Annotated in this window: 15 protein-coding genes; 4 read left to right on the top strand and 11 right to left on the bottom strand. The window is 41.1% G+C overall.

The window, feature by feature from the left end:
* Positions 1–26: 26 nt before the first annotated feature.
* From PQ469_RS07390 to PQ469_RS07345, 10 genes are all read right to left on the bottom strand, one after another.
* Positions 27–1,457: a serine hydrolase domain-containing protein gene (locus tag PQ469_RS07390; RefSeq protein ID WP_274212366.1), complete on the bottom strand. Its 1,431-nt coding sequence runs from the start codon at positions 1,455–1,457 to the stop codon at positions 27–29.
* Positions 1,458–1,473: 16 nt separating this feature from the next.
* A complete protein-coding gene (locus tag PQ469_RS07385; protein ID WP_274212365.1) occupies positions 1,474–2,013 on the bottom strand; it encodes a hypothetical protein in 540 nt (179 codons plus the stop codon).
* Positions 2,014–2,016: 3 nt separating this feature from the next.
* On the bottom strand, positions 2,017–2,943 hold the full coding sequence (locus PQ469_RS07380) for an aspartate carbamoyltransferase catalytic subunit (protein WP_090467170.1): 927 nt from the start codon (positions 2,941–2,943) through the stop codon (positions 2,017–2,019).
* 156 nt (positions 2,944–3,099) lie between these two features.
* Positions 3,100–3,648 carry a bifunctional pyr operon transcriptional regulator/uracil phosphoribosyltransferase PyrR gene (gene pyrR / locus PQ469_RS07375; protein ID WP_274212364.1) on the bottom strand — a complete coding sequence of 183 codons (549 nt, stop codon included), beginning with the start codon at positions 3,646–3,648 and terminating at the stop codon, positions 3,100–3,102.
* A 116-nt stretch (positions 3,649–3,764) separates the two neighbouring features.
* A complete protein-coding gene (locus PQ469_RS07370) occupies positions 3,765–4,160 on the bottom strand; it encodes an ACT domain-containing protein (RefSeq protein ID WP_274212363.1) in 396 nt (131 codons plus the stop codon).
* A gap of 8 nt (positions 4,161–4,168) precedes the next feature.
* Positions 4,169–4,714, bottom strand: coding sequence for an RNA 2'-phosphotransferase (locus tag PQ469_RS07365; protein ID WP_274212362.1), 546 nt, complete (start codon positions 4,712–4,714; stop codon positions 4,169–4,171).
* A gap of 73 nt (positions 4,715–4,787) precedes the next feature.
* The gene (locus tag PQ469_RS07360) at positions 4,788–5,180 is read right to left on the bottom strand and encodes a type II toxin-antitoxin system VapC family toxin (RefSeq protein ID WP_090645023.1); all 393 of its coding nucleotides are present in this window, start codon (positions 5,178–5,180) and stop codon (positions 4,788–4,790) included.
* A complete protein-coding gene (locus PQ469_RS07355) occupies positions 5,159–5,374 on the bottom strand; it encodes a hypothetical protein (protein WP_274212361.1) in 216 nt (71 codons plus the stop codon). The genes PQ469_RS07360 and PQ469_RS07355 overlap by 22 nt, the downstream gene beginning before the upstream one ends.
* A gap of 120 nt (positions 5,375–5,494) precedes the next feature.
* Positions 5,495–7,474, bottom strand: a complete 1,980-nt coding sequence (rpsA, locus tag PQ469_RS07350; RefSeq protein ID WP_090646178.1) for a 30S ribosomal protein S1 — start codon at positions 7,472–7,474, stop codon at positions 5,495–5,497.
* A 190-nt stretch (positions 7,475–7,664) separates the two neighbouring features.
* Positions 7,665–8,336 carry a hypothetical protein gene (locus PQ469_RS07345; protein WP_274212360.1) on the bottom strand — a complete coding sequence of 224 codons (672 nt, stop codon included), beginning with the start codon at positions 8,334–8,336 and terminating at the stop codon, positions 7,665–7,667.
* A gap of 169 nt (positions 8,337–8,505) precedes the next feature.
* Here PQ469_RS07345 and tyrS point away from each other — a divergent pair, with 169 nt between their 5' ends.
* The 4 genes from tyrS (at position 8,506) to PQ469_RS07325 (ending at position 12,000) form a co-directional block, all read left to right on the top strand.
* Positions 8,506–9,789 (top strand): tyrosine--tRNA ligase, encoded by a 1,284-nt coding sequence (tyrS, locus tag PQ469_RS07340; RefSeq protein WP_274212359.1) that lies wholly within the window; start codon positions 8,506–8,508, stop codon positions 9,787–9,789.
* Between the two features lie 133 nt (positions 9,790–9,922).
* On the top strand, positions 9,923–10,417 hold the full coding sequence (locus PQ469_RS07335) for an Xre family toxin-antitoxin system antitoxin (protein ID WP_274212358.1): 495 nt from the start codon (positions 9,923–9,925) through the stop codon (positions 10,415–10,417).
* On the top strand, positions 10,417–10,872 hold the full coding sequence (locus tag PQ469_RS07330; RefSeq protein ID WP_274212357.1) for an RES family NAD+ phosphorylase: 456 nt from the start codon (positions 10,417–10,419) through the stop codon (positions 10,870–10,872). The genes PQ469_RS07335 and PQ469_RS07330 overlap by 1 nt, the downstream gene beginning before the upstream one ends.
* A gap of 243 nt (positions 10,873–11,115) precedes the next feature.
* Positions 11,116–12,000 carry a GLPGLI family protein gene (locus tag PQ469_RS07325; RefSeq protein ID WP_274212356.1) on the top strand — a complete coding sequence of 295 codons (885 nt, stop codon included), beginning with the start codon at positions 11,116–11,118 and terminating at the stop codon, positions 11,998–12,000.
* 26 nt (positions 12,001–12,026) lie between these two features.
* On the opposite strand, the gene PQ469_RS07320 is transcribed toward PQ469_RS07325, so the two are convergent.
* Positions 12,027–12,731 (bottom strand): PH domain-containing protein, encoded by a 705-nt coding sequence (locus PQ469_RS07320; RefSeq protein WP_274212355.1) that lies wholly within the window; start codon positions 12,729–12,731, stop codon positions 12,027–12,029.

The following is a 12,731-nucleotide window of genomic DNA, read 5'->3' as shown; positions in this document are numbered from 1 at the left end:
GTTTGAATATTGCCGGAGAAAGGCGCTTACTGCAACTTCTTCAAAATATTTATCCCAACCATATCTATTGTTTCACCGCAGTTTGATAATACCACTACAGCAAGATTTTTCTCGCGGTTAAAAGCTAAAAATGAACTGCTGCCAAAGGTACCGCCGTTATGAAAAATGTATTCTACGCCATTAACGGTGATGATGTGCCAGGCCAGGCCCAGTTTAGCATCTTTTTTAAACGTTAGCTGGTGGGTTAATTCCATCGCTTTACCCAATTTATCGTCAGGCGGATCCATATTGGCTTTAACATAGGTCAGCAAGTCGTTTACAGATGAATGTAAAGCCCCACAGGGCGCCAGGGCATCAAATTCCCATAAGGGGGTAACGTTGCCCTCGGCATTATAAACAATAGCTTCACGGGCCTGCAAGGCAGCTATTAAATATTGTGCTGTACTCTCCATTTTCAATGGTTTGCAAATCACATCGGCCACCAGTTGATCGTAAGTTTTACCGCTCACCTGCGCGAGTATGGTGCCCAACAGGCCAACTGCTAAATTAGAGTAAGCATATTGTTCACCCGGTACACTGTTTAGCTTACAGGTTTTTAGATAAGCAAACAGGAGCTTTTTATTGTATAGTTTATAGGGATTAAGAGGATCGGTGTTGGCGGGCAAATTATCAGGCATCCGTTCCAGGCCGGAAGTGTGGTTGCTTAACATAAGCAGTGTGATACCCTTTAAAGCGAGATTAGCCGCCACAGAATCGGGCAGGTATTTGGTGATAGGGTCACTCAGTTTTAACTTACCTTCGTTTACATAATAGGCCAAAATAACCGATGTAAAAGTTTTGGTGATAGAGCCAATCTCGAAGATGGTATTAGCATCGGGCAGGTTACTTTTGCCTTTCACAGTTTCGCCGTAACCGTAAGTGCTTATGTTATTATCTTTTAAAACACCAATACTCAGGCCAGCGGTATTAGCCTGTTCAATGTAAGGGGAAACAGACTCTGCTACCGCGTTATCTATGATGGTAAGCATTTTGTTTGACGTTGCAGCACGTTCTATCCTGTGGGCAGTAGCCTCTTTAAATGGCTGAAAAAGCAAAATATCAATCTTGTTAGCCTGGTCAAGGCCTATTAGCAATTGTAACGTAATGCTGTTGAATATAACTTTATAGGTAGCTACCTTATTATTTACAAAACTAACGAGCGATGATCCCTTGATTACACCCAGCGGAAACAGCTGCTTTTCGCTTACATTCCCGAAGGCAGTGCGGCTTAGCTGCGCTTTGAAGCTATCGCCCGCCAGGGCATATATGGAATCGGCCTGTTTGGCATTAAAGTAGCGTTTTACCAAAGCGAATACCGAATCGGTTTTGCGTTGCTGGATGCTTTGGGCAGATGCGGCAGATGAAATTATCGAAAATACGATGAGTATAATTAAACAATGGAGTGTTTTGGATTTCATCTTTAATAGTGTTAATCTATTGTTCGTCAAGTAACATTTGTTGAAAGCCTTCGCTCAGTGGGTCGGTCAGTTTCATAAATCTGACTTCATTATATGGCCATCTTATCCTATTTATTATAATACCGATTACAGCACCGGTTAGATACGTATAACCTATAAACGCAAACATGTTTCCAGGCTCATTAACAAGGTTTTGAAACTTAACTATAGATGTGGCTATCAGCAGGATGCTTACGCCCAACCATAAATAAGCCCCCAGAATTATGCCGCCATCAGTGATGCAATATAACCACAAGCCTTTTTTGCGGATCTCATCCCACTGTTTAACAAAATTGATATTATAAATATCATCCGGCGTAAGGCCTTTGGCTTTTAAGCGATTGATGTAAGATTGCTTTGCTTCGTAATGATAATAATCACGGGCTATAGATAACAGGAAAAAAAACGGGATATATAACGAATGACCAAAGTATGCCAACACTAAAACAAAAGGAAGAGCAATAATGGTGCTTTTATAATTCGATCTGATAAATGATTTAAGCAGCTCCCCCTTCATTTTTTAAGGTGTTTGTCCGGCCAGCAGGTACAGCACCGCCATCCTCACGGCCACGCCATTCTCTACCTGGTCTAATATAATAGATTGCTTGCTATCTGCTACGTCACTCGTAATTTCCACCCCACGATTGATCGGGCCTGGGTGCATTACCGTAATCTCTTTGTCCAACGAATCAAGTATAGTTTTATTGAGTCCAAATAGCATGGTATATTCCCTTAACGACGGGAAGTATTTAATATCCTGGCGCTCCAGCTGGATACGTAACATGTTGGCTACGTCGCACCAGTTTAAGGCTTTGATCAGGTTATGCTCCACTTTAACACCTAACGAGCCAATATATTTAGGGATCAGCGTTGTGGGTCCGCACACCATTACCTCGGCACCCAATTGTTTAAGGCAAAGGATGTTTGAAAGCGCTACGCGCGAATGCAAAATATCTCCCACAATCACCACCTTTTTGCCGGCTACATCTCCATATTTTTCGCGGATAGAAAAGGCATCCAGTAAGGCCTGCGTAGGGTGTTCATGCGCGCCGTCGCCTGCATTCACTATCTGGGCCTTTACATGTTTAGACAAGAAGATGCCGGCTCCTGCGTACGGGTGGCGCATTACCACCATATCTACCTTCATGGCCAGGATGTTATTTACCGTATCTATCAAGGTTTCGCCCTTGCTTACCGACGACGATGATGCCGCGAAGTTCACCACATCTGCCGAAAGGCGCTTCTCTGCCAGCTCGAACGACAAACGGGTGCGGGTGGAGTTTTCAAAAAATATGTTGGCAATGGTTACATCGCGCAAAGAAGGCACTTTCTTTATCGGTCGGTTTAAAACGGATTTAAAGGTATCGGCCGTTTCAAATATCAACTCGATATCTGCCCGGTTTAAATCTTTTATGCCTAATAAGTGCCTTGTGCTTAGTCCTGCCATTTTCTTTTGATTTCGGATTTCGGATGTTCGATTTCGTATTTCCGTTTCTTTATTTCGTATTTGTCATTGCGAGGTACGAAGCAATCTCGTAGCGTGCATAGCGCATTTGCAAAGTTCGCGATTGCTTCGTACCTCGCAATGACATGTTGGTTTACCTTATTCCTGTACTTCTGATATTAACACAATTTTATCCTCACCGTCGGTATCTTTCCAGGAAACAACAACCTTTTGCGATGCGATAGAATCCACCTCGATGCCTATGTAATCTGCCGCCACCGGTATATGCCTCGAGTATCTTCTATCAACCAACGCCAGCAATTCTACCTTCTCGGGCCTGCCAAATGCCTGCATGGCATCCATGGCGGCGCGGATGGTACGGCCAGTCCACAGTACATCGTCCATCATGATCACTTTTTTGCCTTCGATGATAAAATCAATTTTGGTTTGATTGGGCACCAATGGCGATCCCTGGCGGCGAAAATCGTCGCGGTAAAAGGTGATATCCAAATCGCCTTGCATAATTTTACTTTCGGGAAGAATCTTGCGAAGTTCTTCGGCAACCCTGCGGGCCAGGTAAATGCCCCGTGGCTGAATACCAATCAATACCGAACCCGAAAAATCGTTATGATTTTCAATTAGCTGGCGGCATAAACGTTGTATGGTGATCTGAAATTTCTGTCCGTCGAGCAGCGTTAGATTTTGCATCGTATGGGTGGATTTGGGCAAAAATAGTAAATAGTTTTGAAAGCCCCCTCTAAATCTCCCCCGGAAGGGGAGACTTTTTTAAATCACTGGAAATTTAGGCTTGGGTGCAAATCAAATTATTTATCTCCTAAACTCCTTAAAGTTATCATTGCCTTTTCCGCATCTTTCTTCGCTACAAAAATATGGTCATGGTAATAGGCGGCCACTACATTACAGCTGATTCCTTCTTTGGCCAAAGCGGCGGCAAAAGCTGCGGTAAGGCCGGTGGCTTCTAATGACGAATGGATGGTTAGTGTAATCCAGGCGGCAATGTATTCGTATTTTAAGACCAGCTGATCGGCAATTTCCTTTTTCAGAATAACTGTAACGGCTTCCTCTTCTTTAAAAATGCCCAAGACGTTTTTGATATCAACAGTATCAATATCGGTAACAGTACAATAAACATAATCCCCCTCATTCAATAAGGGCGTCATATTTTTCAATAGCGTATCAAGGTTGGTTTCTCCGGCCATGGCTTAAACTATTTTTGTTCAATTTTAAGATATTTAACAGGAATATTGGTAGTTAGCCAAACATTCTCGCTTGTTTGATAAAACACCCAGCCGTCGGCCGCTAAGGCCGCAGCATCAATTTCTATAAGCAAAGGCTTGCCGTGCCTCTTGCCTACCGAAATAGCTACTTCGCTCTCTGTTGATAAATGTACAAACTGTCGCTGCATGGCAAGCAAGCCATTTTCTTTTATGGCATCTATTTTATTTAACGATGTGCCATGATAAAGCAAAGCAGGCGGCTTAACAGCCTTTTCATCTAAAATCACTTCAATAGAATGACCGTGTGTTGCCCTTATCTTACTGCCGTCTTCACTAAATTCCCACCTCACTTTATCAAATGATTTGCTTAGTTCCACAATTTCAGCATTGGTAAAAACCTGCCCCTTTGTGGCGAGTGCCTTAATCAGTTCATCAACCGCTGCCCAGCCAAAATCATCAAGCTGGAGGTTCCCGTCTTCGGGATGATGTCTGAGCCAATAGCTAATGAGCTTACTGGTTTCTTTTGTATCCTGCATGGTATTTTATTATACGATAGTAGACAAAGAGCATATCTGCCAGTGAATACTAAAGAGTTATCAAGGTTAATTATTAGAAGTATTTATTAAATTGAGTATACGGATCAATAAGTTTTAATCCTTTGATACCCTTAAAGTCGCTTACATTATGAGTTATTAAATGAAGCTTCATTATTACAGCAGTAGCTGCTATAATTGCATCGGGAAGTTTAATCCTGTATTTTCTTCTGATTTCAATTGTTTTTGAAACGATATCATCATCAAGTTTGATAACATATGCCTCATCAACAAATGCAAGTATTTGTTCCGGCACTTCCGAAATACTTAAAAGTTCAATTTTGTTGATTATCGAGATTTGAGGGAATGAATCTATAATAGCGGATAATTGTTCGTAAGCTTTTTCAGGAAGTTTTAATGCCGAAAAATCGATTATTACGTTTGTATCTAATAGGTATTCCTGTCCCATTCGTTACGTATTTGATTCAATTCAGCTTGCATCGCATCAGCTTTTTCGGCGGAAATGCTGCCTTTTAATAGGGCAGATAGTTTTGAAGTTTTCTTTACATCGTGGCTAACTACCTGTATCAGATCCAACGCTTCAAGATCTTCTATGAGCTTAAGCGTTTTATCATCTTTTACTTTTATGGTGAGTGTAGTCATTATTGTATTGTGTTAATCAAATTTACAATATTCTGTAAACAAATTCTTTTATTTTTTGATCATATAAAAAAAGCCCTTCCAATTTCTCGGAAGGGCTTAAGAATATTACGTCAGTTAAGCTTATGCTTCTTCGCCTTCAGATTCTTTTTTAGCAGCAGGGGCTGGCGCAGCTTTACGGGCTTTGCTTTCAGCACCTTCCATTTGCTCTTTTAACTGAGCTAATACGCTAAGGTCGCCTAAAGTTGATTTTTCAACTGATTCTTTCACTTTTTTAACCGCGTTGCTGGCAGATTTTGCCTCTTTTTTGCGGTTTTCAAATTCCTGAACACGAGCGTCAGCGCGAGCTTCTTCCCATATACGTGAGTGTGAAATTACGATACGTTTGTTTTCTTTGTTAAATTCAATGATCTTGAATTCAGCAGCCTCTTCAGCTTTAACGCTTTTGCCGTCTTCTTTAACCAGGTGTTTGGTTGGCGCAAAGCCTTCAACACCGTAAGGTAAAGCTACGATAGCACCTTTGTCAGTTACTTTTAACACGGTACCTTCATGTATTGAATCAATAGTGAAGATGGTTTCAAAAGTATCCCAAGGGTTTTCTTCAAGCTGTTTGTGGCCTAAGCTTAATTTGCGGTTATCGATATCAAGCTCTAAAACAACCACGTTTAATTTTTCACCAACTTTAGTGAATTCATTAGGGTGGTTAACTTTTTTAGACCATGATAAGTCGCTGATGTGGATTAAGCCGTCAATTCCGTCTTCCAGTTCAACAAACACACCAAAGTTGGTCATGTTTTTAACTGTAGCAACGTGAGTTGTGCCGATAGCGTATTTCTCGCCAGCGTTTTGCCATGGATCAGGAGTTAATTGTTTAACACCTAAGCTCATTTTGCGTTCGTCGCGGTCAAGTGTTAACACTTGTGCTTCAATCTCGTCACCAACTTTCAGGAATTCCTGAGGGTTACGCAGATTTTGTGACCACGACATTTCTGATACGTGGATTAAACCTTCAACACCAGGGATGATTTCAAGGAATGCACCGTAATCAGCAACAGTAACAATACGTCCTTTTACTTTCGAGCCTACAACGATGTTTTCGTCAAGCGACTGCCAAGGGTGTGGAGTTAATTGTTTTAAGCCCAGAGCGATACGTTTTTTCTCGTCATCAAAATCAAGCACAACAACGTTGATTTTTTGATCCAATGCCAAAATTTCGCGCGGATGCTCAATACGGCCCCATGAAATATCAGTAATGTGTAATAAACCATCAACACCACCAAGGTCAATAAATACACCAAAGTCTGTAATGTTTTTAACAGTACCTTCCAATACCTGACCTTTTTCAAGGCGGGCAACGATTTCTGTTTTTTGGTTTTCCAAATCGTCTTCAATCAGCACTTTGTGCGATACCACTACGTTTTTAAACTCGTGGTTGATTTTAACAACTTTGAATTCCATTGTTTTACCAACGTACACATCGTAATCCCTGATAGGTTTAATATCGATTTGTGAACCTGGTAAGAAGGCTTCAACGCCCATGATATCAACAATTAAACCACCTTTAGTTCTGCTCTTCACAAAACCAGTGATGATTTCATCATTATCAAGTGCTGAATTAATGCGCTCCCATGATTTTTGAGTTTTTGCACGTTTACGTGAAAGTACTAACTGACCGTTAGCATCTTCTTGTGACTCTACAAATACGTCAACTGTGTCACCGATCTTCAGATCAGGTGTATCACGGAATTCTGATACTGAAACTAAACCGTCTGATTTAAATCCTACGTTTAATACTACATCTTTGTTGTTAACATTAACAACAGTACCGGTGATGATTTCGCCTTTGGTGATAGAACTGAAAGTTCCATCATACAATTTCTCAAATTTTTCACGGTCGCTATCGCTGTAGTTACCAAACTTTTTGTCATCTGCATCCCAGTCGAAATCTTCGCTCGGTGTAGCTGCAATTTTAGATTTGATCTCTTCGATCGAGATTGAATCAGCTTCTGATTCAATAGTTTCTTTTTCGCCAGATGCGGTAACTGTACCCAGTTCAGCTTCTTTCGCTTTTAATTCTTTTTCTGCTTCTTGTTTTTTTGCCATTAAATAATTTATCTCCTTTTCCCAATTTGTTAATTGGGACTGCAAAGGTAAGGACATAATTTTATTAAAAAAAGAATTATTTAATGTTAATTGCTGATAATTAAGGCTTTTTAGGCAGAAGGAGCGTTTTAAGGAGCGGGATGCATTAATAATGGCCTTTGAAATAGCGGATCAGCTCAATATCAACCTATTATATACCGGATAATTTATCACCTATCTCCTCAAAAATCGACATAAAGCTATCCAACAAATAATTGCGGTAGATGCCCAGCACATCATTCATCGCCGCTTCCTGCTGTGGCGTAAAGGGATCTTTCCAAATGCGCATGCAGATGCGCTTAAGTGCATAGGCTATCTGGTGGGTTTCGGCATAGGTATGCAGGTATTTACTCTCCTTAAATTTTTCATAAAACCTGAAAAACACTTCGGTGTTTTTCAGGCCCGAAAAAATTAAAAACGCGTTTATCGTTGCTGTTTTACAGCCGGATAGGTGATCATAAAACTCATCAACCTTTACCTTACCGGTGGTTAATAACAAATTATCTATAATAAGCTCCAATGCGATATGACCTAAAAAAAATGGCTTAACCGGTGAGCCTTCGATTGCAGGGCGCAGGAGTTTTTTTAACTCATGCGAGTGTGTGATAAAAAAATCAGAAGAGTGAAAATACCTGTCGACAGCCAGGTGCTTATTCCAGCCGACTATAATTGAATTAACATCGTTATCAGGGTGTTGCAGCTTTTCGGGGTGCAGAACAATGTGTTTATCGGCATTTTTCAACAGGTCGGGCAGCACCGTTCCCAATACGTGGTAACAGTTGCTGGTATCCCTGTCGAAATAATAATGTGATAAAAAATTCATAAGCCTCGAGTTGCAAAATACCCCGTTTTGCTCAAGATACAAAGAATAAGTAATTATTTGAAATAGAATTTACCTGTAGTTAACTATGTTACAAATCATGAATTGCCATCCATTCGCGCATATTCTGCTTTAGCTTTATATCTTTGCAACCTTTGAAACAACACTTAATATGAATTTTGTTGAAGAACTAACCTGGCGCGGTATGCTGCATACCATTATGCCGGGCACCGAAGAAATGCTTAATAAAGGCATGGCTTCGGGATATATAGGATTTGACCCAACTGCAGATTCGCTGCACGTAGGTCACCTTACACAGATCATGACGCTCATCCACTTTCAGCGCGCGGGCCATAAACCATTCGCACTGGTTGGCGGGGCTACCGGTATGGTGGGCGATCCTTCGGGCAAATCGCAGGAACGCAATTTATTATCTGAAGATGTTTTGCAACATAACCTGGAGGCTGTAAAGGCGCAACTTACCCGTTTCCTGGATTTTGACAGCGGCATGAATAGTGCCAAAATGGTAAACAATTACGATTGGTTTAAAAGTTTTACTTTTCTTGATTTTATCCGCGATGTTGGTAAGCATATCACTGTGAACTACATGATGGCCAAAGATTCGGTTAAGAAACGTTTGGAAGGTGATACTGGCATGTCGTTCACCGAGTTTACTTACCAGTTGGTTCAGGGATACGATTTTTATTACCTGTGGAAACACCATAATTGCACCATACAAATGGGTGGCAGCGACCAATGGGGCAATATTGTCACTGGTACCGAACTGATTCGCAGAAAAGATGCGGGTGAGGCTTTTGCACTTACTACCCAACTAATAAAAAAAGCAGATGGTACTAAATTTGGCAAAACTGAAAGCGGCGCCGTTTGGTTGGATGCAGAGCGTACATCGCCTTACCAGTTTTACCAGTTTTGGTTAAACACTACTGATGTTGACGCGAAGGCATACATCAGGATATTTACCTTGTATGATCGCGAAGTAATTGAAGCCTGGGAAACCGAGCATGATTTAGCGCCACATACAAGGGTGTTACAAAAAGCATTAGCAAAAGATATCACTATCCGTGTGCATGGCGAAGCCGAGTATGAAAAAGCGATTAAATCATCGGAGTTTTTATTTGGGAATGTTGGCATAGAGTTTTTAAGCGAACTGAACGATGCCGAGGTATTGGGTTTATTTGCTGGCGTACCCAACTTTGCAATTTCATTAACTGAATTACATGAGGGCATTAGCATTACCGATTTGTTAGCTGTTAAAACCGCTATATTCCCATCCAAGGGTGAAGCAAAGAAAACGATTGTTGGTGGTGGCGCGTCGATAAACAAAGTAAAGATTGCGACGGCCGATGACGTTTATAGTGCAGATGCTCTGATAAACGGGAAATTTATAGTAGCACAAAAAGGAAAAAAGAACTACTTTTTGATAGTAGCAGAATAAACACGTTATTATACTTGCGAAGTTTTTGAAACTTCGCAAGTCTTGAAATCAAAGAAGCGATGAGCCTAAAACTCATCGCTTTTTTATTGATTAATACTTGCAAATACGACATATGGTAATTATATTTGTATATATGTCGTACAAAACAAAAAAAGAAGCACAAAGTGTACTCCATGAGCCTATGGTTGCTTATCGCAACATGGGTACTATGCCTTCATTTTACAACTTGCTTGGAGGTACAAAAGCATTAACCCTCAACTCCGATTTTGACATCATTAACCTGGCCCGTCAGGGTTTTCCTAAAAGCGCTTTACTTTCACTGGCAAAAAAAATATCGTTAAACCTACAGGAGTTAGCCATTATCTTACACATTAGCGAGCGTACTTTACAGCGCTACGAAGATGATGCCATTATTAAAACTGAATACGCCGAAAAAGCCGTTGAGCTTGCCCGCCTTTATACCCGTGGGCAGGAAGTTTTTGGTTCGATGGATAAATTCAAAACCTGGATAAAAACGCCATCACTTATTTTTAAAGGCGAGGCCCCTGTTACCATCCTGGATACATCTGCAGGTTTTGATATGGTTTTTAAAGAACTGGGCCGAATTGAGCACGGTATTTTTGCCTGATGATACTATACCGCATTGCCAACTGCAACTATGCCGGTGATTTAACAGGCACAGGGGCCCGCTTATATGGAGGCCGCTGGAATAGTGAAGGTAAACCGATGCTTTACACGGCGTCATCACGGGCGCTAGCTGTGCTTGAGGTATTAGTTCATCTGCCTCCCCTATTAGTACCTGATAATTTTTGCCTTGTAGAAATTGAGATCCCCGAAGATAACATCTATGTGCTGAACCCTGCTTTGTTACCCGCAAATTGGCGGGAGATACCTCCTCCGGTTACATTGCGCCAATTAGGTGATGAGTTTTTGAAGAAACGTGAATGCCTGGCCATAAAAGTTCCTTCATCCATTGTACCTGCCGAATACAACTACCTTATAAATCCCTTACATCCAGCTGCATGGGCGATAAAACTAACAAACACAGAAGCATTTAGCTTTGATGAACGGCTTTTAAATTAGCAGTTATTTTTTGGGTGATTAGGTGCTTTAACTATCCCTATAATTGTTTTTAAAGTAACATCCCTTTTAAATCTCTCCTCTTACTGTATTAGCATTAATCCTGCCCCACCGACGATCAAGCTCAAACAAAAAAACGGCTGTTTTATCTTTTACTACAGGTTATAGTAATTGTAAAAACACTTGCAAATACAATAACTAAATTATTAGTTTTACAAAATCTCCAGACAAATTATATTAACCGGTATGAAAGCATTTATATTACTACTTATAAATATGTGCATTTTCGTTTACAATGCATCAGCCCAAACGCCCGATTTGGCAATTACAAAGGCCACTTATGAGTTTATTCATATAAGGGATACTGCCAACCGCACCAAGCCCTATAAAGAAACCATGGTTTTACTATCGGGCCGCAGTGCAAGTGTTTACCGAAGCCTTACCAAGCAACAACAGGAAGAAAAAATGGCTAATGAAATTGCAAACCAGGTTAAAGGGGCCGCCGACCCTAACCATCTTTCTTTAACTATTACTGGCGGCGGCGTGATAAGCAATGAAGAGTACTACCAATACCCCGCCACAAAAAAGCTATACACTGAGGAAAAAATCATTAATTTTTATTTGACAGAGGAACCATTGCCCGTTATTAACTGGACGATACAAAATGACACTTTGAGTATCGGCACACTGCATTGCCAAAAGGCTACTGCTCATTTTAAAGGGCGCGACTATGAAGCATGGTTCTGCGCCGACCTTCCTTTTAAAAACGGCCCGTGGAAACTTAATGGTCTCCCTGGTTTAATTGTACAGGCCGCTGATATAAAAAAAGAAGTTATTTTTAATTTTATGGGATTTGAGGATATCAGCCAAAGCAAACAAACCATACAGCCCCCTGCCGATGATATTAAAACACAGCCAAAAGAATTAGCCCGGCTAAAAGAAGCGAGGGACAAAGATCCGCAAGGATTTATGAAAAGCGCACATGGTAATTTCAACAGCAGTTCAAGAAACACAGGATTACCTTTGGCCAGTATAGACCCGAATAAGATATCGTCTATAAATATTATCAAAGGCGACAATTCAAACTCCAAAACAAATAACAACCCAATAGAATTACCCGAAAAAAAATAAACCTGCTTAGCGCAGGTCTGTTTTTTTTAAAAATCGCTTAACAAATCAAGCTTCTTGGCATTGTACTCTTCCTGCGATATCAGGCCGTTATCAAAAAGCATTTTAAGCCTTTTTAACTTTTCAGTGAGTTCATCCGGTTTTGGGGCCGCAGCTTGTTGCACAACAGGCTCAGGAGCCGGAGCTGGAACGGGTGGAGCAACATGCGCTGGCGTTGGTATTTGTGGTGCGGCTACCGGTGCCTGGGCAGCAAACACCTGCTGTGCGGGAGTTGTACGGGCCGCGTTATCAAACTGAACAGCGCCAGATTCTGCGCGTTTTTGCTCCAAATCGCGTTGGCGGCGGGCTTCGCGTTCAACTTCTTTACGTTCCTGGGCGTATTGGTATAGCTTACGGCCCTGCACTTTAGGCAGGTAATCAACAGCCATTTCGGCTCCGTTGGTAGTTTTTACGCTGAATATAGCGCCAATAATTTCTTCTTTTGTATATACATCAACAATATCCTTCCATACAAAATCAACAAATTTGATGGATAGGCCCAGGTTGGCCGGGGTAAAAAATAAGATACGCTTATTGGTTATGGCAATGCAATCCGGAAATAAATTCACCAATGGCTTTTTCTGAACCGCTATGTAAATGATCTCTTCACCAGAAGAAAGCAGGTCGACCAGGCGGAAATAAACTTTCTCAACCGTTTTTGGATCTTGTTCCTCGTTTAAAAATTTCTCAATCAT

It is taken from the genome of Mucilaginibacter sp. KACC 22773, from assembly GCF_028736215.1.
GTDB lineage: Bacteria > Bacteroidota > Bacteroidia > Sphingobacteriales > Sphingobacteriaceae > Mucilaginibacter.
This window is presented reverse-complemented; position numbering and strand designations above follow the sequence as displayed.

Coding starts and splice junctions, on each gene's coding strand:
- pyrR (WP_274212364.1), bottom strand. CDS start 3,648: ATGCAAAATCTAACGCTGCTCGACGGACAGAAATTTCAGATCACCATA.
- PQ469_RS07320 (WP_274212355.1), bottom strand. CDS start 12,731: ATGATTGAGAAATTTTTAAACGAGGAACAAGATCCAAAAACGGTTGAG.
- PQ469_RS07355 (WP_274212361.1), bottom strand. CDS start 5,374: ATGACTACACTCACCATAAAAGTAAAAGATGATAAAACGCTTAAGCTC.
- PQ469_RS07370 (WP_274212363.1), bottom strand. CDS start 4,160: ATGGCCGGAGAAACCAACCTTGATACGCTATTGAAAAATATGACGCCC.
- rpsA (WP_090646178.1), bottom strand. CDS start 7,474: ATGGCAAAAAAACAAGAAGCAGAAAAAGAATTAAAAGCGAAAGAAGCT.
- PQ469_RS07335 (WP_274212358.1), top strand. CDS start 9,923: ATGTCGTACAAAACAAAAAAAGAAGCACAAAGTGTACTCCATGAGCCT.
- PQ469_RS07380 (WP_090467170.1), bottom strand. CDS start 2,943: ATGGCAGGACTAAGCACAAGGCACTTATTAGGCATAAAAGATTTAAAC.
- PQ469_RS07390 (WP_274212366.1), bottom strand. CDS start 1,457: ATGAAATCCAAAACACTCCATTGTTTAATTATACTCATCGTATTTTCG.
- PQ469_RS07330 (WP_274212357.1), top strand. CDS start 10,417: ATGATACTATACCGCATTGCCAACTGCAACTATGCCGGTGATTTAACA.
- PQ469_RS07345 (WP_274212360.1), bottom strand. CDS start 8,336: ATGAATTTTTTATCACATTATTATTTCGACAGGGATACCAGCAACTGT.
- PQ469_RS07325 (WP_274212356.1), top strand. CDS start 11,116: ATGAAAGCATTTATATTACTACTTATAAATATGTGCATTTTCGTTTAC.
- PQ469_RS07385 (WP_274212365.1), bottom strand. CDS start 2,013: ATGAAGGGGGAGCTGCTTAAATCATTTATCAGATCGAATTATAAAAGC.
- tyrS (WP_274212359.1), top strand. CDS start 8,506: ATGAATTTTGTTGAAGAACTAACCTGGCGCGGTATGCTGCATACCATT.
- PQ469_RS07365 (WP_274212362.1), bottom strand. CDS start 4,714: ATGCAGGATACAAAAGAAACCAGTAAGCTCATTAGCTATTGGCTCAGA.
- PQ469_RS07360 (WP_090645023.1), bottom strand. CDS start 5,180: ATGGGACAGGAATACCTATTAGATACAAACGTAATAATCGATTTTTCG.